This is a genomic window from Modestobacter sp. VKM Ac-2978 (genome assembly GCF_026968025.1).
Taxonomy (GTDB): Bacteria; Actinomycetota; Actinomycetes; order Mycobacteriales; family Geodermatophilaceae; genus Modestobacter.
The window spans coordinates 702,881-722,062 of the sequence record NZ_JAPVBP010000002.1 but is presented as its reverse complement, the minus strand read 5'-3'; the positions used below and the strand labels follow the sequence as shown (position 1 = coordinate 722,062).

Annotated in this window: 21 protein-coding genes; 5 read left to right on the top strand and 16 right to left on the bottom strand. The window is 75.1% G+C overall.

Going from position 1 to position 19,182, the window contains the following annotated elements:
* The first annotated feature begins 245 nt into the window (after positions 1-245).
* Entirely contained in the window at positions 246-1,241 is a 996-nt protein-coding gene (locus O2W53_RS07290) for a DUF2877 domain-containing protein (RefSeq protein WP_269162326.1), read from the top strand.
* A gap of 21 nt (positions 1,242-1,262) precedes the next feature.
* On the opposite strand, the gene O2W53_RS07285 is transcribed toward O2W53_RS07290, so the two are convergent.
* From O2W53_RS07285 to O2W53_RS07245, 9 genes are all read right to left on the bottom strand, one after another.
* Entirely contained in the window at positions 1,263-1,760 is a 498-nt protein-coding gene (locus tag O2W53_RS07285) for an SSI family serine proteinase inhibitor (RefSeq protein WP_269162325.1), read from the bottom strand.
* Positions 1,761-1,779: 19 nt separating this feature from the next.
* A complete protein-coding gene (gene hisG, locus O2W53_RS07280; RefSeq protein ID WP_269162324.1) occupies positions 1,780-2,643 on the bottom strand; it encodes an ATP phosphoribosyltransferase in 864 nt (287 codons plus the stop codon).
* A 94-nt stretch (positions 2,644-2,737) separates the two neighbouring features.
* The gene (locus O2W53_RS07275) at positions 2,738-3,001 is read right to left on the bottom strand and encodes a phosphoribosyl-ATP diphosphatase (RefSeq protein ID WP_036335005.1); all 264 of its coding nucleotides are present in this window, start codon (positions 2,999-3,001) and stop codon (positions 2,738-2,740) included.
* Positions 2,998-3,507, bottom strand: coding sequence for a 6,7-dimethyl-8-ribityllumazine synthase (ribH, locus tag O2W53_RS07270; protein ID WP_036335008.1), 510 nt, complete (start codon positions 3,505-3,507; stop codon positions 2,998-3,000). Before ribH ends, O2W53_RS07275 begins: the two co-directional genes overlap by 4 nt.
* 70 nt (positions 3,508-3,577) lie before the next feature.
* Positions 3,578-4,873: a bifunctional 3,4-dihydroxy-2-butanone-4-phosphate synthase/GTP cyclohydrolase II gene (locus tag O2W53_RS07265; protein ID WP_269162323.1), complete on the bottom strand. Its 1,296-nt coding sequence runs from the start codon at positions 4,871-4,873 to the stop codon at positions 3,578-3,580.
* The gene (locus O2W53_RS07260; protein WP_269162322.1) at positions 4,870-5,487 is read right to left on the bottom strand and encodes a riboflavin synthase; all 618 of its coding nucleotides are present in this window, start codon (positions 5,485-5,487) and stop codon (positions 4,870-4,872) included. The genes O2W53_RS07265 and O2W53_RS07260 overlap by 4 nt, the downstream gene beginning before the upstream one ends.
* Position 5,488: 1 nt before the next feature.
* The gene (ribD, locus tag O2W53_RS07255; protein ID WP_269162321.1) at positions 5,489-6,544 is read right to left on the bottom strand and encodes a bifunctional diaminohydroxyphosphoribosylaminopyrimidine deaminase/5-amino-6-(5-phosphoribosylamino)uracil reductase RibD; all 1,056 of its coding nucleotides are present in this window, start codon (positions 6,542-6,544) and stop codon (positions 5,489-5,491) included.
* Positions 6,541-7,206 carry a ribulose-phosphate 3-epimerase gene (gene rpe, locus O2W53_RS07250; RefSeq protein ID WP_269162320.1) on the bottom strand — a complete coding sequence of 222 codons (666 nt, stop codon included), beginning with the start codon at positions 7,204-7,206 and terminating at the stop codon, positions 6,541-6,543. Before rpe ends, ribD begins: the two co-directional genes overlap by 4 nt.
* Before the next feature lie 125 nt (positions 7,207-7,331).
* The gene (locus O2W53_RS07245) at positions 7,332-8,201 is read right to left on the bottom strand and encodes an esterase/lipase family protein (RefSeq protein ID WP_269162319.1); all 870 of its coding nucleotides are present in this window, start codon (positions 8,199-8,201) and stop codon (positions 7,332-7,334) included.
* 347 nt (positions 8,202-8,548) lie between these two features.
* On the opposite strand from O2W53_RS07245, the gene O2W53_RS07240 reads away from it, so the two are divergent.
* The 3 genes from O2W53_RS07240 to O2W53_RS07230 are packed head-to-tail and all read left to right on the top strand — an operon-like array spanning position 8,549 to position 10,916.
* A complete protein-coding gene (locus O2W53_RS07240) occupies positions 8,549-10,027 on the top strand; it encodes an aldehyde dehydrogenase family protein (protein WP_269162318.1) in 1,479 nt (492 codons plus the stop codon).
* A gap of 41 nt (positions 10,028-10,068) precedes the next feature.
* Complete coding sequence (locus O2W53_RS07235; protein WP_269162317.1) at positions 10,069-10,320, top strand: VOC family protein; 252 nt, start codon at positions 10,069-10,071, stop codon at positions 10,318-10,320.
* A 53-nt stretch (positions 10,321-10,373) separates the two neighbouring features.
* Entirely contained in the window at positions 10,374-10,916 is a 543-nt protein-coding gene (locus tag O2W53_RS07230) for a hypothetical protein (protein ID WP_269162316.1), read from the top strand.
* Positions 10,917-10,919: 3 nt separating this feature from the next.
* Here O2W53_RS07230 and O2W53_RS07225 read toward each other — a convergent pair whose 3' ends face one another.
* The 3 genes from O2W53_RS07225 to def are packed head-to-tail and all read right to left on the bottom strand — an operon-like array spanning position 10,920 to position 13,827.
* Positions 10,920-12,335, bottom strand: coding sequence for an RsmB/NOP family class I SAM-dependent RNA methyltransferase (locus tag O2W53_RS07225; protein ID WP_269162315.1), 1,416 nt, complete (start codon positions 12,333-12,335; stop codon positions 10,920-10,922).
* Complete coding sequence (fmt, locus tag O2W53_RS07220; protein WP_269162314.1) at positions 12,332-13,345, bottom strand: methionyl-tRNA formyltransferase; 1,014 nt, start codon at positions 13,343-13,345, stop codon at positions 12,332-12,334. The genes O2W53_RS07225 and fmt overlap by 4 nt, the downstream gene beginning before the upstream one ends.
* A complete protein-coding gene (gene def / locus O2W53_RS07215) occupies positions 13,270-13,827 on the bottom strand; it encodes a peptide deformylase (protein ID WP_036335020.1) in 558 nt (185 codons plus the stop codon). Before def ends, fmt begins: the two co-directional genes overlap by 76 nt.
* A 61-nt stretch (positions 13,828-13,888) precedes the next feature.
* Here def and O2W53_RS07210 point away from each other — a divergent pair, with 61 nt between their 5' ends.
* Positions 13,889-14,383: a hypothetical protein gene (locus tag O2W53_RS07210; protein ID WP_269162313.1), complete on the top strand. Its 495-nt coding sequence runs from the start codon at positions 13,889-13,891 to the stop codon at positions 14,381-14,383.
* A gap of 32 nt (positions 14,384-14,415) precedes the next feature.
* Here the strand turns inward: O2W53_RS07210 and O2W53_RS07205 are convergent, their stop codons facing one another.
* From O2W53_RS07205 to metK, 4 genes are all read right to left on the bottom strand, one after another.
* Complete coding sequence (locus O2W53_RS07205; protein ID WP_269162312.1) at positions 14,416-15,207, bottom strand: SRPBCC family protein; 792 nt, start codon at positions 15,205-15,207, stop codon at positions 14,416-14,418.
* Positions 15,204-15,782 carry a winged helix-turn-helix domain-containing protein gene (locus tag O2W53_RS07200; RefSeq protein ID WP_269162311.1) on the bottom strand — a complete coding sequence of 193 codons (579 nt, stop codon included), beginning with the start codon at positions 15,780-15,782 and terminating at the stop codon, positions 15,204-15,206. The genes O2W53_RS07205 and O2W53_RS07200 overlap by 4 nt, the downstream gene beginning before the upstream one ends.
* A gap of 87 nt (positions 15,783-15,869) precedes the next feature.
* Positions 15,870-17,867 (bottom strand): primosomal protein N', encoded by a 1,998-nt coding sequence (locus O2W53_RS07195; RefSeq protein ID WP_269162383.1) that lies wholly within the window; start codon positions 17,865-17,867, stop codon positions 15,870-15,872.
* Positions 17,864-19,090 (bottom strand): methionine adenosyltransferase, encoded by a 1,227-nt coding sequence (gene metK / locus O2W53_RS07190; protein ID WP_164700409.1) that lies wholly within the window; start codon positions 19,088-19,090, stop codon positions 17,864-17,866. The genes O2W53_RS07195 and metK overlap by 4 nt, the downstream gene beginning before the upstream one ends.
* Between the last annotated feature and the right edge of the window lie 92 nt (positions 19,091-19,182).

Genomic DNA, 19,182 nt, shown 5'->3' with positions numbered 1-19,182 from the left:
CCGTGCACGAGCCTGCTGCGCAAGATTCTGTCAGACGTCTCTGGACGGCAGAAGGCACGCTTGGCGACAATCGCCATACAGGCACGGGGGACGCGCCACGTGGGTTCGGGCCCCGGTCCTGTGTCCCGGCTCGGATGGTAGGCGGCTTGGTCGATCGACGGGCGGCTCGGTGTCCCGGCCAGGAGATCCAGATCGGGACGGGCCCGCTGCCGGCGTCGCCCGCCGACCGCACGGGTGGAGGGCACATGCGCACCATCGACGAGAGCACTGGCGGCCACGGCCGGGACACGACCCACGACGACCCCCACACCGGGCAGGCCGCCCGGGCCGGCGTCCCGACCATCCCCCTGCCACGCGAGTCCGCCGCAGGCGGCGCCCGGACTCCCGGCACCTCGGTGCCCGCCCAGGCCAGCACGGGGATCGCCGACCTGCTGCGCGGGCCGGTCCGGTCGGCGCGGGTCCTGCTGTCGGTCCCTGCCGCGGTGTACCTGACGGTGCAGACCCCGCACGGCCCCGACGTGGTCGGCGTGCTCACCTCCGACGCGGCCCGGCTCCCGCTGGGCTGTGTGCTCTTCCGGCCCTCGAACGGCCGGCCGCTGGTCTCGGTCCCCAGCGGCGCCCCCGCCCGGCTGGGCGGCGGCCGGCTGACCGTCGGGGACCTGACCGTCAGCGCCGCCGCGTGGTGGGACCCCCGCCCCAAGCTGCCCACCGCGCGCCCGGCGCTGCTCCCCGAAGGGGTCCGCCAGCTGCGTTCGGCGCTCTACGGCGAGGGCGTGCCGCACAGCGCGTTCGTCCTCCCCGGCCTGCCCAGCGGGCCCAGCGGTCCGCTCGCCGCGCTGCGCGGCGCCGTCCGCCGGGCCGACGTCGACGCAGCGCTGCGCACCGCCACCCGGCTGATCGGCCTGGGCCCCGGCCTGACCCCCGCCGGGGACGACGTCCTCGCCGGCGTCACCGCCGGGCTGGTGCTGCTGGGGCACCCCGCCGCCGAACGGTTCGGCGCCGGGGTGACCGGGCTGGCCGCCGGGCGCACCACCGAGCTGTCCCGGGCGCTGCTGCGGCACGCGGCCGCCGGGCGGGTCAGCGGCGAGTTCGCCGCCGTGCTGCGGGGCCTGGTCGGGCACGGTGCGCTCGCACCGGCGATCGCCACGCTGCTGGCCACCGGCTCGACCAGTGGGCGGGCGATGGCACTGGGGCTGTGCACCGCGATCGACCTCGTCGACCGGACCAGCCGCCCGCGCTGAGCCCGGTCGGGGTCCGACCGATCAGCGGGCCGGGCCCGGGAGGAGCGGCCCGAGCCGGTCCCACTGCGAGATCCGGCAGCCGTCGGTCCGGGAGAGCTGGAGGTCGACCGGGTCGCCGCGCCAGACGCCGGTGACGCGTGCCGTCTGGGGTCCGCCGAACTGCTGGGTGCAGATCGCGTCGTCCGGCACCGGGGCGAAGGGCTCCTCGAGGCCCTCCAGGTGCTGACAGGCGGCCTCGGCGTCGGGCAGGTCGCCCTCGACGGAGCCGACGCAGGTGAGGGTGTAGCGCTCCACCGGTGCCCCGTCGCCGGGGTCGTACTCGATCACCAGGTCGTTGTCGGCGCGGCTGATGCCCCCGGAGCCGGGATCGGCCGCCGGGTCCGACGCGGTCGGGCCGGCCGCGGAACTCGTCGGGGGTGGCGTCGAGGAGCCCGCCGCCGTGCCGGTGTCGTCCCCGGTGCCACAGGCGGCGAGCAGCATCAGCGGGACGACCAGGGAGGAGAGGACGACGCGGCGCATGCCCGCCAGTGTGCCCGGGTCAGATGCGGGAGGCGGCGATGCTGGTGACCAGGATCGCCCGCGCGCCGAGCTCCCAGAGCTCGTCCATCACCCGGTTGGTGTCGTCCTTGAGGACCATCGCCCGCACGGCCGACCAGCCCGGCGTCTGCAGCGGGCTGACCGTGGGGCCCTCGAGCCCCGGGGTGCGGGCGGTGGCCCGGGCCAGCAGGTCGTTGGGGCAGTCGTAGTCGAGCATCACGTAGCGCCGGGCGACCAGGACGCCCTGCAGCCGGCGGCGCAACTGGGCCACGGCCGGCACCTCGTCGGCCCCGGCCCGGCCGACCAGGACGGCCTCGCTGGCCAGCACCGGGTCGCCGATGATCCGCAGGCCGGCCGCACGCAACGTCGTCCCGGTCTCCACCACGTCGCAGACGGCGTCGGCGACGCCGAGCCGGCAGGCGGTCTCCACGGCACCGTCGAGCTTGACCACGGCGGCCTTCATGCCCGTCTCGTCCAGGAAGCGCTGCAGCAGCCCCGGGTAGGCGGTGGCGATCCGCTTGCCCTCCAGCTTCGCCACCTCGTCGACCGGGGACTCCGCCGGGCTGGCGAAGCGGAACGACGACCGGCCGAAGCCCAGCGGCATCACCTCGGCCGCCACGTCGCCACCCTCGGGCGGCGTCGTCTCCAGCAGCATGTCCCGGCCGGTGATGCCGACGTCCAGCGTGCCGGCCGCGACGTAGATCGCGATGTCCCGCGGACGCAGGTAGAAGAACTCGGTGTCGTTCTCGGGGTCGTAGACCGCCAGCTCACTGGTGGTGCGCCGCTGCCGGTACCCGCTCTCGGCGAGCATCGCGGCCGCCGGCTCGCTGAGGACACCCTTGTTGGGCACGGCGACGCGCAGCACGGTGGAGCTCCTTCGATGAGAACGGTCGGACGGTCAGGCCCCGTCCCGAGGCTCGCCCCGAGCGTGCGAGGGGTGAGGAGGACGGGGTCCTTCCTCAGAGGTGAGCGTAGACGTCGTCCAGGCCGAGCCCGCGGGCCAGCATGAGCACCTGCACGCGGTAGAGGAGCTGGCTGATCTCCTCCGCCGTCCGCTCGGCGCCCTCGTGCTCGGCGGCCATCCAGGACTCGGCAGCCTCTTCCACGACCTTCTTGCCGGCGGCGTGCACGCCGTCCCGCACGGCGGTGACCGTGCCCGAGGCCGGGTCGCCGGCCTCGACCTTCTCGCTCAGCTCGGCGAACAGCTGGTCGAACGTCTTCATGCCGGGCCGACCACGAAGCCGGTGCTCTGCTTCGGGCTGCGCAGCTCGCGCAGCACCAGGGCGGTCTGCAGCGCCGCGGCGGTGGCCTCCCAGCCCTTGTCCTCGCCGGAGTCGTCCATGCCGGCGCGGTCGCGCGCCTGCTGCTCGCCCTCGGTGGTGAGGACGCCGTTGCCGACCGGCTTGCCGGAGTCCAGCGACACCCGGGTGAGGCCGGCGGTGAAGGAGTCGCAGACGTACTCGAAGTGCGGCGTGCCGCCGCGGACGACGACCCCCAGCGCCACGACTGCGTCGTGGGTGGCGGCCAGGGCCTGGGCGACGACGGGCAGCTCGATGGCGCCGGGCACCCGGACGACGGTCGGCTCCGCGATGCCGGCGGCCTTCGCGCAGGCGATCGACCGCTGCAGCAGCGACTCGGTGATGTCGCCGTGCCAGGTGGTCGCCACGATGCCCAGGGTCAGCCCCGCGGCGTCGATCGGCTCCTGCCCCGGTGCTCCGGACCCGCTCATGAGTTCTCCTCGGTGCTGTTCGTCGTCAGGTGGGACGGTGCAGTGTGCCGTGGGACGGGTCGCGACCCGGTCACAACGGCTGCTCGTCGGCGCGCCGCTCCGGCGCGGGCGGCTGGCCGCCGGCGACGGGGCCGTCGGGCTCGATGATCTCCAGCAGGTGTCCCATCCGGTCCCGCTTGGTGCGCAGGTAGCCGACGTTGTCGACGGTGACGTTGCTGGGCAGCGCGACCCGGCCGGTGATCTTGAGGCCGTAGCCCTCCAGCCCGGCGCGCTTGGCCGGGTTGTTGGTGAGCAGCCGCATGGTGTGGATGCCCAGGTCGACCAGGATCTGCGCACCGGTGCCGTAGTCGCGGGCGTCGGCGGGGAGCCCCAGGTCGAGGTTGGCGTCGACGGTGTCCACGCCGGTGTCCTGGAGCTGGTAGGCCTGCAGCTTGTGCAGCAGGCCGATGCCCCGGCCCTCGTGCCCGCGGATGTAGAGGACGACGCCGCGGCCCTCCTGGGCGACGGCGGCCAGCGCGGCGTCCAGCTGCGGGCCGCAGTCGCAGCGCAGCGAGCCGAACACGTCGCCGGTCAGGCACTCGGAGTGCACCCGCACCAGCACGTCCTCACCGTCGTTCGCGTTGATGTCGCCGTAGACGAAGGCCACGTGCTCGCGCTCGTCGTAGGAGCTGCGGTAGCCGACCGCGGTGAACTCCCCGGCGCGCAGCGGCACCCGGGCCTCGGCGACCCGCTCGACCAGCTTGTCGAAGCGCTTGCGGTAGGCGATCAGGTCGGCGATCGAGACCATCACCAGGTCGTGCTCGTCGGCGAAGACGCGCAGCTCGTCACCGCGGGCCATCCCGATCGGGTCCTTCTCGCTGACCACCTCGCACAGCGTCCCCGAGGGGCGCAGGCCGGCCAGGACGGCGAGGTCGACGGCGGCCTCGGTGTGGCCGGGGCGGCGCAGCACGCCGCCGTCCTTGGCGCGCAGCGGCACCACGTGCCCGGGGCGGGCCAGGTCGGCGGAGCCGGTGTCCGCGGCGGCCAGGGTGCGGATGGTGTGCGCCCGGTCGGCGGCGGAGATGCCGGTGGTGACGCCCTCGCGGGCGTCGACGGTGACGGTGTAGGCGGTGCCGCGGCGGTCCTGGTTCACCCGGAACATCGGGGGCAGGTCGAGCCGGTCGGCGTCCTCCTCGGTGACCGCCACGCAGATGTAGCCCGAGGTGTACCGGACCATGAAGGCCACCAGCTCGGGGGTGGCGAGCTCCGAGGCGAAGATCAGGTCGCCCTCGTTCTCGCGGTCCTCGTCGTCGATGACGACGACGGGCCGGCCGCTCTTGACCGCCGCGATCGCGCTCTCCACCGAGTCCAGCCGGAAGGCGGTCATCGTCGTGCTCCCAACAGTCGTTCGACGTACTTGGCGATGACGTCCACCTCCAGGTTGACCGGGTCACCGGGGGCTCGGTCGCCCAGGGTGGTCTCGCGCAGGGTGGTCGGGATGAGGCTGACCTCGAACCAGGGCTCGGGTGAGTCGGCGAGCGCGCTCACGGTCAGCGAGACGCCGTCGACGGTGATCGAGCCCTTCTCCACGACGTAGCGGGCCAGCTCGGGCGGGACGGCGATCCGCACGACCTCCCAGTCGTCGCCGGGGGTGCGGGAGACCACGGTGCCCACGCCGTCGACGTGACCCTGCACGATGTGGCCGCCCAGCCGGGTCTGCGGGGTGACGGCGCGCTCCAGGTTCACCCGGTCGCCGGAGCCGGTGGCGCCGAGGCTGCTGCGGCGCAGCGTCTCGGCCATCACGTCGGTGCTCCACACGCCGGTGCCGTCGGGCCCGGGCTCGACGCCGGTGACGGTCAGGCAGACGCCGTTGACCGCGATCGAGTCGCCCAGTGCGACGTCCTCCAGTGCCTTGCGGGCCCGGATGCGCAGCACCGCGCTGTCCGCGCCGTCCTCGCGCACGATCAGGGTGCCGAGCTCTTCCACGATGCCGGTGAACACCTCAGCTCCCTCCGCCGGTCGACGCTGTCCACCCAGTGTGCCGGGTGGGCCGCAACCGGATCTGCACGTCCCCGCCCATGCGGGTGACGTCGGTGACCTGCAGGTGCAGCGCCTCGGTGATCGTGCTGATTCCCAGCCCGCCCACCATGGCGGCGCCGGCCCCGAGCAGCGTGGGCGCGACGTGCACCACGGCCTCGTCGACCAGGCCGGCGGCGAGGAAGGCGGCGGCCAGCGTGGGGCCGCCCTCCAGCAGCACCCGGCGGACGTCGGAGTCGAACAGCTCGGCCAGCAGCGCGGCCGGGGTGGCGGCCCGGCTGACCAGCGTGGGCGCGGCGGCGTCGTGCACCCGGGCGGTGGCCGGCACCCGGTCGCGGCGGTCCAGCACCACCCGCAGCGGCTGCCGGTCGGCGGTGCGGCCGTCGGCGTCACGGACGGTGAGCTGGGGGTCGTCGGCGAGCGCCGTCCCGGAGCCGACGAGCACCGCGTCACAGGTGGCCCGCAGCTGGTGCACGGCGGCCCGCGCCTCGGGCCCGGTGATCCAGCGGCTGGTGCCGTCGGCGGCCGCGACCCGCCCGTCCAGGGTGGTGGCGACCTTCCAGATGACCTGCGGGCGGTGCGCGTGCACCCCGGTCAGCCAGCCGGCCAGGGCGCCCTCGGCGGCCGCGGCCTGCTCGGCGCCCAGCTCGACGTCGATGCCGGCCGCGCGCAGCCGGCCGGCGCCGCCGGTGGCCAGCCGGGTCGGCTCGGGGACGGCGACGACGACCCGGGCGACCCCGGCGGCGATCAGCGCGTCGGCGCAGGGGCCGGTGCGACCGGTGTGCGCGCACGGTTCGAGGGTCACGACGGCGGTGCCCCCGCGAGCGCGCTCCCCCGCAGAGGCGAGGGCGTGCACCTCCGCGTGCGGTCCACCCGGCGGGGAGGTCGCCCCCTCCCCCACGACGGCACCGGCGGCGTCGAGCACCACGGCACCGACCGGCGGGTTCGGGCTGGTGGTGCCCAGCACCCGCAGCCCCAGCTCCCGGGCCCGGGCCATCGCCGCCTGCTCGGCGGCGTTCACCGGGGGCGTGCGGCCTGGGCCCGCAGGGCGGCGATCGCCCGGGCGGGGTCGTCGGCGCCGTAGACGGCCGAGCCCGCGACGAAGACGTCGGCGCCGGCCTCGGCAGCCTGCTCGATGGTGTCGGCGTTGATGCCGCCGTCGACCTCCAGGAACAGCTGGAGGTGGCCGGCCTCGACCAGCCGCCGGGCCTCCCGGACCTTCGGCAGCACCTCCGGCATGAACGACTGCCCGCCGAAGCCGGGCTCCACCGTCATCACCAGCAGGGTGTCGAACTCGGGCAGCACGTCGAGGTAGGCCTCCAACGGCGTGCCCGGCTTGAGCGCCAGGCCGGCGAGCGCCCCGGCGGCCTTGAGGTCACGCGCGACGGCCCGCGGGTCGGTGCAGGCCTCGGCGTGCACGGTGACGTTGCGGGCGCCGGCCTCGGCGTAGCCCGGCGCCCAGCGCTCCGGGTCGTCGATCATCAGGTGGCAGTCCAGCGGGACCGGGCTGACCGCCTGGATCGCCTGGACCACCGGCAGGCCCAGGGTCAGGTTGGGCACGAAGTGGGCGTCCATGACGTCGACGTGCACCCAGTCGGCGTCGGCGATCCGCTGCACCTCGTCGGCGAGCCGGGCGAAGTCCGCGGACAGCAGACTGGGCGCGATCATGGGTTCCCGTGGCACCCGGTGATCGTAGGGGCCACCCCCGCCCGGCCGGACCGGCGACCGGAGTGCGCCGGCGTCCCGGGATCGGCCGGGCCTCCCCCAGGCTGCCGCCGTGTCGAGCAGCCAGGACGTCGAGAGGCCGCTCAGGCGCAGGCCGGCTCGAAGTCCGGGTCGGCGGGGCCGGTGCGCTGGGACAGCGCCTCCAGCACCCACTGGTGGACGACCGGGTCGTTGGGTGCCTGGTCGTGCTCGATCGGGTCCAGCGGGCACTTGTCCTGGAGCACGATGTTGGTGACCTGCTGCGGCGCTCCGTCCAACGCCTGACTGGTGTACGGGGTGACCACCTCGTCGTAGACGGTGGAGATGACCGTGTAGTACGGCCCGGCGACGGTGTCACCACCGGAGTTGAGCGTGGTGAGGAACGGCGAGCCGGCCTGCTGGTCGGTGCAGGCCGCGCAGAGCACGTTGTCGCCGCTGCTGCCGAGGCCCGACTCCGGGAACACCAGCCCCTGGGTGCCGTGGTTGGAAGGAGCGATGCCGACCAGGGCGTGCACGTGTCTCGCGCCCTTGAGGAAGGCCAGGTAGTGCCGCGGCATCATCCCGCCCTGGCTGTGTCCGACCAGGTCGACCTGCTTGGCCTTGGTGGCCTTCAGCACGCGGTCGACGAAGACCGCGAGCTCCTCCGCCGACTCGGCGATGGGCCCGGTGGCAGGGACGCCGTTGGTCACGCCGTAGTTCAGGGAGTAGACGCAGTAGCCGGCGGCCTTCAGCACCGGGGACAGCGTCGACCAGTTCTTCGCCATGCTCTCGAAGGTGCCCGGGACCAGGACGACCGGGTACGGGTGCGCCGCTGAGGGGCGGCACGACCAGTCGTTCGCCCCGGGGGGCGGCACGTCGAGGACGCCGGTCACGGTCACGGCCGGGGCGGCGACGGTCACGGCCGGGGCGGCCACGGCCACGGGTGCGCCGCCGAGGAAGGCTCCCAGCGCCAGGCTGAGAGCGACCGTGGTCATCCGGGACCTGCGACTGCGCACGACGTCCTCTTCTCCTCGGGAGCTGCGGAGCCGCCGACGCCGGTGTCCGCCGGAGGACGTACTGCCGCCGACGACCGCGACGCTGCGGCTACTGGGCAGTCTCCCCGTGATCAGCGGACCGGCAACTCGGACGACCGTCCGACCGGCGGTGTGCCCAGCTGAGGCAGCCGCCGACGGACCCGGGTGCTCGTCGGCCTCGCCGGACCAGCAGCGCGTCGACCGCCGACTCCTCGACGTCTGGCCCGGGCCGGAGACGTCGACAGCCCAGCACTCGACAGGCCAGCCGCCGACGTGTCCGTTGTGCACGTCCGGGTAGGCGTTCTGGCATGGCATCGGACAACTCAGCACCTGCCCGCTACGACGGCTTCGACCGGATGCCGATCGCCGGCACCTGGCGCGCCGGCCGGGCCGGGAAGACCGCGACCGACACCAACCCCTACACCGGCGAGACCCTGACCGAGATCCCGCTCGCCAACGCCGACGACCTCGACGAGGCCTACGCCCGGGCGAAGGAGGCCCAGCGGGACTGGGCCGCCCGACTGCCCAGCGAGCGCGCCGACGTGATGCGCCGCGCCGCCCGGATCATGGAGGACCGCAAGGACGAGATCGTCGACTGGCACATCAAGGAGAGCGGTGCTGCCGCCCCCGCCGCCGCGTTCGAGTACGCCATCACGCTGCGGGACTTCCACGAGGCGTCGTCCTATCCCTACCGCGTCGAGGGCCGGATCCTGCCCGCCGACATCGAGGGCAAGGAGAGCCGCGTCTACCGGCGTCCGGTCGGCGTGGTCGCGGTCATCAGCCCGTGGAACGTGCCGATGCACCTGTCCAACCGCTCGGTGGCACCTGCGCTGGCGACCGGCAACGCCGTCGTCCTCAAGCCCGCCGGCGACACCCCGGTGACCGGTGGGCTGCTGCTGGCCAAGGTCTACGAGGAAGCCGGGCTGCCCGAGGGGCTGCTGTCGGTGCTGATCGGCTCGGGCAGCGACATCGGCGACGCGATCGTCGCCCACCCGACGCCGCGGGTGGTCTCCTTCACCGGCTCGACCCCGGTGGGCAAGGGGATCGCGGAGAAGGCCGGGCTGAAGAAGCTCTCGCTGGAGCTCGGCGGCAACGGCCCGCTGGTGGTGCTGGACGACGCCGACGTCGGCTACGCGGTGGACGCCGCCGTGTTCGGCAAGTTCTTCCACCAGGGTCAGGTCTGCATGATCACCAACCGGATCATCGTGGACGACGCCGTGCACGACGAGTTCGTGGAGCGCTACGTCGAGCGGGTGCGCGGGCTCAAGGCCGGCGACCCGGCCGAGGAGGACACGGTGATCGGCCCGATCATCAACGCCAAGCAGCTCGAGGGCATCCAGGAGAAGGTCGCCCAGTCGATCGCCGACGGCGCCCAGCAGCTGCTCGGCGGCGACCCGACCGGCCCCATCGGGTCGGTGCTGCCCCCGCACGTGCTGCTCGGCAGCAACGCGGTGACCAGCGCCCGCACCGAGATGTTCGGGCCGGTCGCGACCATCATCCGGGCCCGGGACGAGGACGACGCCCTGGCGATCGCCAACGACACCGAGTACGGCCTGTCCAGCGCCGTGTTCACCGAGGACACCCTGCGCGGGGTGCAGTTCGCGCTGCGGGTGGAGGCCGGGATGACCCACGTCAACGACTCCCCCCTCAACGACGAGAACAACACCGCGTTCGGCGGGGAGAAGGACTCGGGGTTGGGCCGGTTCGGTGGCGACTGGGCGATCGAGGAGTTCACCACCGACCACTGGGTGAGCGTCCAGCACACGAAGCGCCAGTTCCCCTTCTGAGCCGTTCCCGCGTCCCCGGCCGCGCTGCCGACAACCGGCCGATGCCGACCCTCGCGGAGTGGCGGGTCACCGACACCGGCTGGGTCCAGGTGCACGTGGACGCCGACCGTGCCGGCCGGGCGCTGCTCAACCTCGCGGTCGACGACCTGGCTGTCCACCTCGACCAGCTGCGGAGCCGGGGGCTCTCGCCGGGTGAGGTGCAGACGGCGAGCAAGGGCGTGCAGCTGGCGTCGGTCACCGACCCGGACGACAACGTGGTGACGCTGATCGGCGGCTTCCGGGTCGTCTACTGAACCTCGGGCTCGGCGCAGGTCGGGCAGCGCCGGCCACCCGCTACCGTGCGCCGGTGGCCAGGGAGCGCAGCGCAGCGGACGACGCCGCGATCCGGCAGGGCGAGGCCGACCTGCACAGCTGGGACCACCGGCGCCGGCTCGTCGTCGAGGCCGTCGTCCTGGCGTTCGCCGCGCTCTACGCCTTCCTCGTGCTCGGCGGCGGAGAGGCTCCGGCCGTCGTCTCCTGGGGGTTCCTCGTGCTGGCGGTGCTGATCCGCACCGCCAGCTGGCACTGGGGCGACCGGGCAGCCCGCATCGACGGCGCCCGGGTCGACTTCGCGCTGCGCCACCACCGGCTGGTCGGCTGGACCCGCGCCGACGCGGTCCGGGCCCGGGCCCAGCAGCGGCTGCACCGGGCCGGCCTGGTCCGCGCCGTCTGGGTCACCGTGTCGGTGGTGCTCGCCGCCTGCGTCGTCGTACCGCTGGTCGCCGACCCGCCCAGGCCGCAGCTGGCGGTGGTCGCCGGCGTGGCGCTGGTGGCCTCCGGCGTCCAGCTCCGGCTGCACGAGCGGAGCCTGACCGAGGCACGCCGCTGGCTCGCCGACCCGCCGGCCTGACCGTCAGCGGGTGCGGCGGAGCAGCGCCATGAACATCGCGTCGGTGCCGTGCCGGTGCGGCCACAGCTGGGCGTGCTCGCCGCGCTCGATGCCGGGCACCTCGGGGAACAGCGGGGCCACGGGGAGCACCTCGACGTCGTCCCGGCCGGCGACCGCGTCGACCACGGCGACGGTCTCGGCGGCGTGCGGGGAGCAGGTCACGTAGGCGACCACTCCCCCGGGCCGCACCGAGGCCAGCGCGCTGTCCAGCAGCTGCCGCTGCAGCTCGGCCAGCGGCTCGACGTCTGCAGCCGTCCGGCGCCAGCGCACCTCCGGCCGACGGCGCAACGCGCCCAGACCCGTGCAGGGTGCGTCCAGCAGCACCCGGTCGAAGGACGCGGCCGGCCAGCTCGGCGCCGTCGCATCACTGACGAGCACCTCGACGTCGTCGGCGCCGGCCAGGGCGCCGCGCACCAGCTCGGCGCGGTGCTCGCTGCGGTCGGCGGCGGTCAGGTGCACCCCGGCCGGCCGGACGGCGGCCAGCAGGCCCGCCTTGCCGCCCGGGCCGGCGCACATGTCCAGCCAGCGCGCGTCCGGGCCCTCCAGCGGCGCCCGGACAAGGGCGAGCGCGGCCAGCTGGCTGCCCTCGTCCTGCACCGCGGCGGCGCCGGAGCGGATCGCGGCCAGCTTGCCGGGGTCACCGCCGTGCAGCCGGACGGCGTGCGGCGACCACGGCCCGGGCTCCCCACCGGAGTCGGCGGCCAGCTCGTCCCGGTCGACGTGCCGGGCGACCAGGTGCACCTCGGGTGCGGCGTCGTCGGCGAGCAGCGCGGCCTCCACCTCGGCGTCGTCGGCCAGCGCCGCACGCCACGCCTCGACGATCCAGCGCGGGTGGTCGGTGGTGAGGGTCAGCCGTTCGTCGTCGTCGGCCGGGGCGAGGGTGGCGACCCAGGCGGCCCGGTCGCCGCCGGCGGCGACCTTGCGCAGCACGGCGTTGACCAGCCCGGAGGCGCCGGTGCCGACGATCGCCCGGGTGAGGGCGACGGTGGTGTCGACCGCGGCGTGCGCCGGCACCCGCAGGTCGATCAGCTGGTAGGCGCCCAGCCGCAGCAGGTCCAGCACCTTGGGGTCGAGCTCGGCCAGCGGCCGGGACACCAGCGTGGTCAGGACGGCGTCCAGGGTGCCGGTGGCGCGCAGCGTGCCGTAGGCCAGCTGGGTGGCGAAGGCGGCGTCCCGGGGCTCCAGCTGCCGCTCGCGCAGCAGCTGGGGCAGCAGCAGGTTGGCGTAGGCCGCCCGGCTGGAGACGCCGTCGAGCACGTCGTAGGCGGTCAGCCGGGCCCCGTCCAGCGTCGGCCGGTGCCGCCGGGACTGGGGCCGCTGGTTGCCGGTGCCGGGGTCGTTGCGCCGCTTGTGGCCGGCCCGCTTCTCCGGGCCGGTCATGCGCCCACCTGCTCACCGAGTCGCTCGCCCGGTTCCAGGCGCGCACCGCGCGCCCAGTCGGCCGCCGGGAGCATCTTCTTGCCGGCCGGTTGCACCGACGACAGCCGGACGGCGCCGCGCCCGGCGCCCACCAGCACACCGGTCGACCCGATCGACAGCTCCCCGGGTTCGAGCGCCAGCGACGACGAGAGCGGCTCGACCGGCGCCAGCCGCAGCCGGTTCCCCCGCCACGTCGTCCAGGCGCCCGGGGCCGGTGTCACGCCGCGCACCCGCCGGTCGACGACGTGGGCCGGCAGGGTCCAGTCGACCTGGGCGTCCGCGGTCTCGATCCGCGGCGCCAGGCTGACCCCCTCGGCCGGCTGGGGCTCGGGCCGCAGCGAGCCGTCGGCGATGCCGTCCAGCGTCGCGACCAGCAGCCGGGCACCGCTGACCGCCAGCCGGTCCAGCAGGTCACCGGCGGTGTCGGTGGCCCCGATCGGCTCGGTGACGACGCCGAGGACCGGGCCGGTGTCCAGGCCGGCCTCCAGCTGGAAGGTGGCCGCGCCGGTGACCTCGTCGCCGGCCATGATCGCGTGCTGCACCGGTGCCGCACCGCGCCAGGCGGGCAGCAGCGAGAAGTGCAGGTTCACCCAGCCGTGCCGCGGGACCTGCAGGGCCGCCGGCGGCACCAGGGCGCCGTAGGCGACGACCGGGGCGCAGTCGACGGCGAGGTCGGCGAGCTGGGAGAGGAACTCCGGTTCCCGCGGCGAGCGGGGCTGCAGCACCGGGATGCCGGCGGCGTCGGCGCGCTCGGCGACCGGCGACCGGCTGGTGCGCCGGCCGCGGCCGGACGGCGCGTCGGGCCGGGTGAGGACGGCGACGACCTCGTGGGCGGAGTCCAGCAGCGCGTCGAGGGCGACGACGGCCGGCGCCGGGGTACCGGCGAACAGGAGCCTCAGTGGGGGCTCACCTTCACCACGGGTGCCGGCACCGGCGACCCGTCGGGCAGCCAGGCCTGCGCACCCTGCCACTCCGCGCCCTGCAGCACGTCCAGGGCGGCGGCGCGGGCCTCGGCGTCGAGCCGGTCGACGAAGAGCACGCCGTCGAGGTGGTCGGTCTCGTGCTGGATGGCCCGCGCCAGCTTGTGCGAGCCCTCCACCCGGATCGGCTCGCCGTGCATGTCCCAGCCCGTGGCGGCGACGTAGAGGTGCCGGCGGCAGTCGAACCGGAAGCCGGGGATGGACAGGCAGCCCTCGGCGTCCTCCTCGGTCTCCTCGCCCACCGGCGTCACGTCGGGGTTGACCAGGTGGCCGACCTCGCCGTCGACGTACCAAGTGAACACGCGCAGGCCGACGCCGATCTGCGGCGCCGCGATGCCGGCGCCGCCGGCCGCGTGCATGGTGTCGGTCAGGTCGGCGACGAGCTGACGCAGTTCGGCGTCGAAGTCGACGACGGGGGCGGCCGGGGTGCGGAGCACCGGGTCGCCCATGATCCGGATCGGGGTGACGCTCACCCGACGATCCTAGGTGCCGTGCGCAGCGGCGCCCGCAGGGTGATCTGGTTACGGTGCTGCAATGGCCTCACTCGCCTCGCACCGCGTCCACGCCGTGATCAGCACCCTCGTCGACGGCCTGACGGTCGGCGGTGCCGAGGCGGCCCTCGACCTGCCGCCTCGGTCCGCGGCCCGGGCACGGGTGTACCTGGCGCTGCTGGCCGCGGTCGCCGCCGACACGGTGGCCCACGACCTGCCCTCGCTGCGGCGCACCTTCCAGGGCATGCCGGTCGAGTCGGCGTCCCCCGCCGATCAGGCGGTGACCCGCCACCAGGCGCTCGCGACGGCCGGCTGGGGGCTGGCGGCGACGGCCGTGCACCGCCCGGCCGTCCGGGCGCTGCGCGGGCGCGGCCACCCGCGCCCGCACCTGCTGGTCGGGATCGTGGTCGGCGTGGGCGCCGCCGCCACGACGCTCCCGGTGCGCTGGCGCCGGGCCACCGAGCGCGCCATCGAGGACATGGCCGCCGCCCAGCTGGACGCCGAGCTGGCGCAGCTGCTGGACCAGCCGATCGACTGACCACCGGTGGCCCGGGCAGCAGGTGCAGGAGATCAGGCCGGGACGGCGAGCTCCTGCAGCCAGGCCTGCCAGGCCGGTTGCTCACGCCGCACGTGGTCCGCGGCGTCGGCGGAGAACAGGTATGCCCGCACGCCCGCCATCGCCGTGCCGTCGCCCTCGCCGTACGTGAAGACGCTGAGCATCCCGGGAACCGGTGCGGTGAGCCGGACCAGCGCCTGCCGCTCGCCGACCCGCTCGACCGTGCCGGTGGTGCCGCGCACCTCGACCGTCGCGCCTTCCTCACCCAGGCCGAGCGCGTCGCGCACGGTCGACCAGAGCGCTCCCGCGTCGCCGGGGTGGGAGGCGGTGGCCTCCAGCTGTGTGGCCTCCTGGCCGGGGAAGTGCGCCAGGTAGAGGCGCAGGTTGTCGAAGAAGGGCCGCCAGCTCGAGCCCATGTCGTCCCACCACTCCGACTCCCAGGCGGCGCCGGTCCCGAAGCCGCTGCTGGTGACCCGCACGACGCAGGTGCCGCCGGACTGCGCCTCGACGAGGAACTCCGACGTCAGCGGGCTCAGCGCATCCGGGTCCTTGCCCATGAGGGCGGCCCAGTCCTCTTCGTAGGCGATGCGGCGCGGCGGGTCCCAGCCGGTGACCCGGCCGTCCGAGCCCATCTCGGGGCCCATGGAGAAGTGCAGGGACCCGCCCTCGCGCTCCTCCAGCTCGGTCGGCAGGAACCAGGAGCTCATGCCCCGGGCGGTCGCGATGGCCTGCCAGACCTGTTCCGGGGTGCCCGGGACCTCGACGCTGAACTCCAGGCGGTACAGGACGTCCGTGGTCGTGCTCATGTTCTCTCCTCGGGAACGGGGTGGGCGGCGACGACGAGCCGGTGCGGGCGCCCGTCGTCGTGGTGGTACCGAGCGGCCAGGTCGAGCACCGCCGCGGTCAGGTCGTCGGCGAAGGCAGCCCGGTCGGCGGCCGACCGGAAGCCGATCGGCGTGTCGATGGTCAGCGTCGGCAGGCGCGTGCCGGACGCACCGGCCCGGCGCGCCAGGGCGCCGACCTCGCGCACCAGCCGGCCGGCCAGCGCGACGAGGTAGCCCGCCGACAGGTGGTCGGCGTTGGCGTCCGGATCGGCCGCGGACGCGCTGACGGCCGCCGGCGACACGACGTACGACGCCGCCGACGCCTGCAGCACCCGTTCGGTGATGCCCCCGTGCCGGCGCTCCTCGGCCAGCCTCACCAGGCCGTGCGCCTCCAGCGCCCTGAGGTGGTAGTTGACCTTCTGGCGCGCGATGCCGACCCGGGCGGCGAGCCCGGCGGCGGAGGCCGGGACGACCAGCTCGCCGAGCAGCTGGGCCCGGACCGGGTCGAGCGCGGCGGCCGCCGCCTCCGCGTCCTCGATGACCTCGACGTCCTGCACAACGTCACCGTGCTCCTGACAGGAAAAACTGTCAAGGCTCTCGGCGAGCTCCACACCGCCTGCCGCCGACGGGACGGCCGCGTGCACCTAGGCCAGTTCGAGCGGGTCCAGTTGCACGCGGACGTGTTCGGCGACCTTCTTGGCGCTGCGCACCCCCTGGACGTCGTGCAGCGCCCGCGCCAGGGCCGCCCCGTCGCTGCGCCGCACCCGGACCAGGTAGCGCTCCCGTTCGCCCTCCTGCCCCGGCCGTGGGGGCTCGGGGACCGGTCCCAGGACGTCGGCGCCCTCGGGCAGCCGCAGGGCCGCCAGGAAGTCCGCCAGCGCCGCCGGGGACGCCGACAGCGAGGCCATCCGGGTGACCGGCGGGAAGCCGAGCTCGCGGCGGTCGGCCAGCTCCCGGGTGGCCAGCCCGGCCGGGTCCCAGCGCACCAGCGCCTGCACGACCGGGTGCGCGGCGTCGGCGGCGACCACCACCTGGCCGCCGGCCCGCACCAGCCCCGCGGCGTTCATCCAGCGGCGCAGCGTCTCCTCCCCCGCCCGCAGGTCCGCCCGGCCCAGCAGCGCCCAGGAGTCCAGCAGCAGCGCCGCGCCGTAGCCGCCCTCGGCCACCGGCTCCGCCCCCGGCGTGGCCACCACGATCGCCGGGTCACCGGAGACCTCCGCCAGCACGCCGGAGCTGCGGCCGGAGACCCGCACGGCCGCGCCGGGGAACGCCCGGCCCAGCTCCTCCGCCGTGCGGGAGGCGCCGATGACGGCGGCCCGCAGCTTGGTGCCGTGACAGTGCGGGCAGTCGAAGGTCGCCGCCGGGCGGGCGCACCACCGGCAGGCCGCGATCCGCACCCCGTTCGGCCCGGGCGCCGGTGCGATCCCCAGCGGGCCGGCGCAGTGCGCGCAGCGGGCCGGCGCCCGGCAGCGGTCGCAGACCAGCGAGGGCACGTACCCGGAGCGCGGCACCTGGATCAGCACGGGGGCGCCGTCGGCCAGCGCGCGCCGGGCCACGGTGAAGCCGAGCGTGGGCAACCGGGCCGAGCGCGCGGCCGGGTCCCGGGCCAGCTCGAAGTCGCTGCCGAGGGCCTCCACCCGCGGCGCGGCGGCCCTCAGGGTGGCCCGGTCGGCGATCAGCTCGTGCGCCCACCCGGACTCCACCAGCAGCGCCGCCTCCGCGGTGCGCGCCGTACCGGCGACCACGGCCGCGCAGGAGGCCAGGTGCGCCCGGTGCACCAGCACGTCGCGGGCGTGCGGGTAGGGCGCCCGCGGCTCGGCGTGCAGGTCGTCGCCGTCGTCCCAGATCGCCACGAGGCCCAGCTCACGCACCGGCGCGAACACCGAGCCGCGGGTGCCGAGCACCACCTGGGCGGTGCCGCGGGAGGCGGCGAGGAAGCGCCCGTAGCGGGTGTCCGGCGAGGAGTCGGCGCGCAGCACCGCGACCGAACCGGCCGGCAGCAGCCGCTCGGCCGCGGCGGCCAGCCGGTCGAGGTCCTTGCCGTCGGGGACGACGACGAGCGCGCCGCGTCCGCCCGACAGCGCGGCCTGCGCCAGCTCGGCCAGCCGGGTCGGCCAGTCCTCCCCGGGCAGCGCCGTCCACACCGCGCGGGCCGCCCGCCCCTCGGCCACCGCGGTCAGCAGCTGCGGCCCGGTCGGATAGCGGGCGAAGCCCGCCGGATCGGGGGCCTCCGGCGGGGGCGGCGGGTCGAGCCGGGGCCGCTTCTCCGGAGCGCCGCGGCGCGGTGGCAGGGCCAGCCGCAGCACGTCGGTGAGCGACCCGGCGTAGCGGTCGGCGACCGAGCGGGCCAGCTCGGCGACCTCGGGGGTGAGCACCGGCTCGGCGGAGACCACCTTGGCCAGCGGGGCCAGCTTGCCGGTGTGGTCGGTGTCGCCGGCCAGCTCCAGGACGACGCCGTCCACCAGCTTGCCGGCGAACCGCACCCGGACCCGGCAGCCGGCCACCACCTGCTCGGCGAGCTCGTCGGGGACGGCGTAGTCGAAGGGCCGGTCCAGGTGTGCCAACGGCACATCGACGACGACCCGGGCGACCCGCTGTGTGCGGGTGCCCGGGTCGTCGTCGAACGGCCGTGCCGTGCTCAGGAGACGCCCACCGCCGACTTCAGCGCGTCGACGCGGTCCAGTCGCTCCCAGGGCAGCTCGACGTCGGTGCGCCCGAAGTGGCCGTAGGCCGCCGTCGGGGCGTAGATCGGCCGCAGCAGGTCCAGGTCCCGCACGATCGCACCGGGCCGCAGGTCGAACACCGAGGTGATCGCCTTCTCCAGCGCCTCCTCCGGCACCGTGTTGGTGCCGAAGGTCTCGACGAAGAGGCCGACCGGGTGCGCGGCACCGATCGCGTAGGCGACCTGCACCTCGCAGCGGCGGGCCAGCCCGGCGGCGACGACGTTCTTGGCCACCCAGCGCATCGCGTAGGCGCCGGACCGGTCGACCTTCGAGGGGTCCTTACCGGAGAAGGCGCCGCCGCCGTGCCGGGCCATGCCGCCGTAGGTGTCGACGATGATCTTGCGGCCGGTCAGCCCGGCGTCGCCCATCGGGCCACCGATGACGAACTTGCCGGTCGGGTTCACCAGCAGCCGGTAGCCGGTGGTCGGCAGGCCCAGCTCGCGCAGCGCGGGCTCGACCACCAGCTCCTGGACGTCGGGGGCCAGCAGCGTGTCGATGGAGATGTCCTCGGCGTGCTGGGAGGAGACCACCACGGTGTCCACGGCGACCGGGCGGTCGTCCTCGTAGACCACGGTGACCTGGGTCTTGCCGTCGGGACGCAGGTAGGGCACCGACCCGTCCTTGCGGACGGCCGACAGCCGCCGGGACAGCCGGTGCGCCAGCGCGATCGGCAGCGGCATCAGCTCGGGCGTCTCGTCGGTGGCGAACCCGAACATCAGCCCCTGGTCGCCGGCCCCCTGCCGCTCGATCAGGTCGTCGGCCACCGCGGCCCGGTGCTCGGCCGCGCTCAGCTCGGCCTTGCGCGCCTCGTAGCCGGTGTCCACGCCCTGGGCGATGTCCGGGGACTGGGCGCCGATGGAGACGCTGACGCCGCAGGAGGCGCCGTCGAAGCCCTTGCGGGAGGAGTCGTAGCCGATGCCGAGGATCGTCTTGCGCACGATGTCGGCGATGTCGACGTAGCCGGAGGTGGTGACCTCACCGGCGATGTGCACCTGGCCGGTGGTGATGAGGGTCTCGACGGCGACGCGGCTGCGCGGGTCCTGCGCGAGCATCGCGTCCAGGATCGAGTCGCTGATCTGGTCGGCGATCTTGTCGGGGTGGCCCTCGGTCACCGACTCGGACGTGAAGAGACGGCGTGGCACTCGGTTCTCCCTGCAGTCGGCTGCCGAGCGCGTTGTTCGCGGTCGGCGGGGCTGCACCACGGCAGTGGTCGGCCCGACGGCTGAGGCTACCG

Bases quoted from the DNA above. Each gene is read 5' to 3' on its own strand.
- O2W53_RS07285 (WP_269162325.1), bottom strand. From the start codon at position 1,760: ATGCGCCGCGTCGTCCTCTCCTCCCTGGTCGTCCCGCTGATGCTGCTC.
- O2W53_RS07240 (WP_269162318.1), top strand. From the start codon at position 8,549: ATGGCATCGGACAACTCAGCACCTGCCCGCTACGACGGCTTCGACCGG.
- O2W53_RS07225 (WP_269162315.1), bottom strand. From the start codon at position 12,335: ATGACCGGCCCGGAGAAGCGGGCCGGCCACAAGCGGCGCAACGACCCC.
- O2W53_RS07235 (WP_269162317.1), top strand. From the start codon at position 10,069: ATGCCGACCCTCGCGGAGTGGCGGGTCACCGACACCGGCTGGGTCCAG.
- O2W53_RS07290 (WP_269162326.1), top strand. From the start codon at position 246: ATGCGCACCATCGACGAGAGCACTGGCGGCCACGGCCGGGACACGACC.
- O2W53_RS07210 (WP_269162313.1), top strand. From the start codon at position 13,889: ATGGCCTCACTCGCCTCGCACCGCGTCCACGCCGTGATCAGCACCCTC.
- O2W53_RS07245 (WP_269162319.1), bottom strand. From the start codon at position 8,201: ATGACCACGGTCGCTCTCAGCCTGGCGCTGGGAGCCTTCCTCGGCGGC.
- O2W53_RS07205 (WP_269162312.1), bottom strand. From the start codon at position 15,207: ATGAGCACGACCACGGACGTCCTGTACCGCCTGGAGTTCAGCGTCGAG.
- ribH (WP_036335008.1), bottom strand. From the start codon at position 3,507: ATGAGCGGGTCCGGAGCACCGGGGCAGGAGCCGATCGACGCCGCGGGG.
- O2W53_RS07265 (WP_269162323.1), bottom strand. From the start codon at position 4,873: ATGACCGCCTTCCGGCTGGACTCGGTGGAGAGCGCGATCGCGGCGGTC.
- O2W53_RS07275 (WP_036335005.1), bottom strand. From the start codon at position 3,001: ATGAAGACGTTCGACCAGCTGTTCGCCGAGCTGAGCGAGAAGGTCGAG.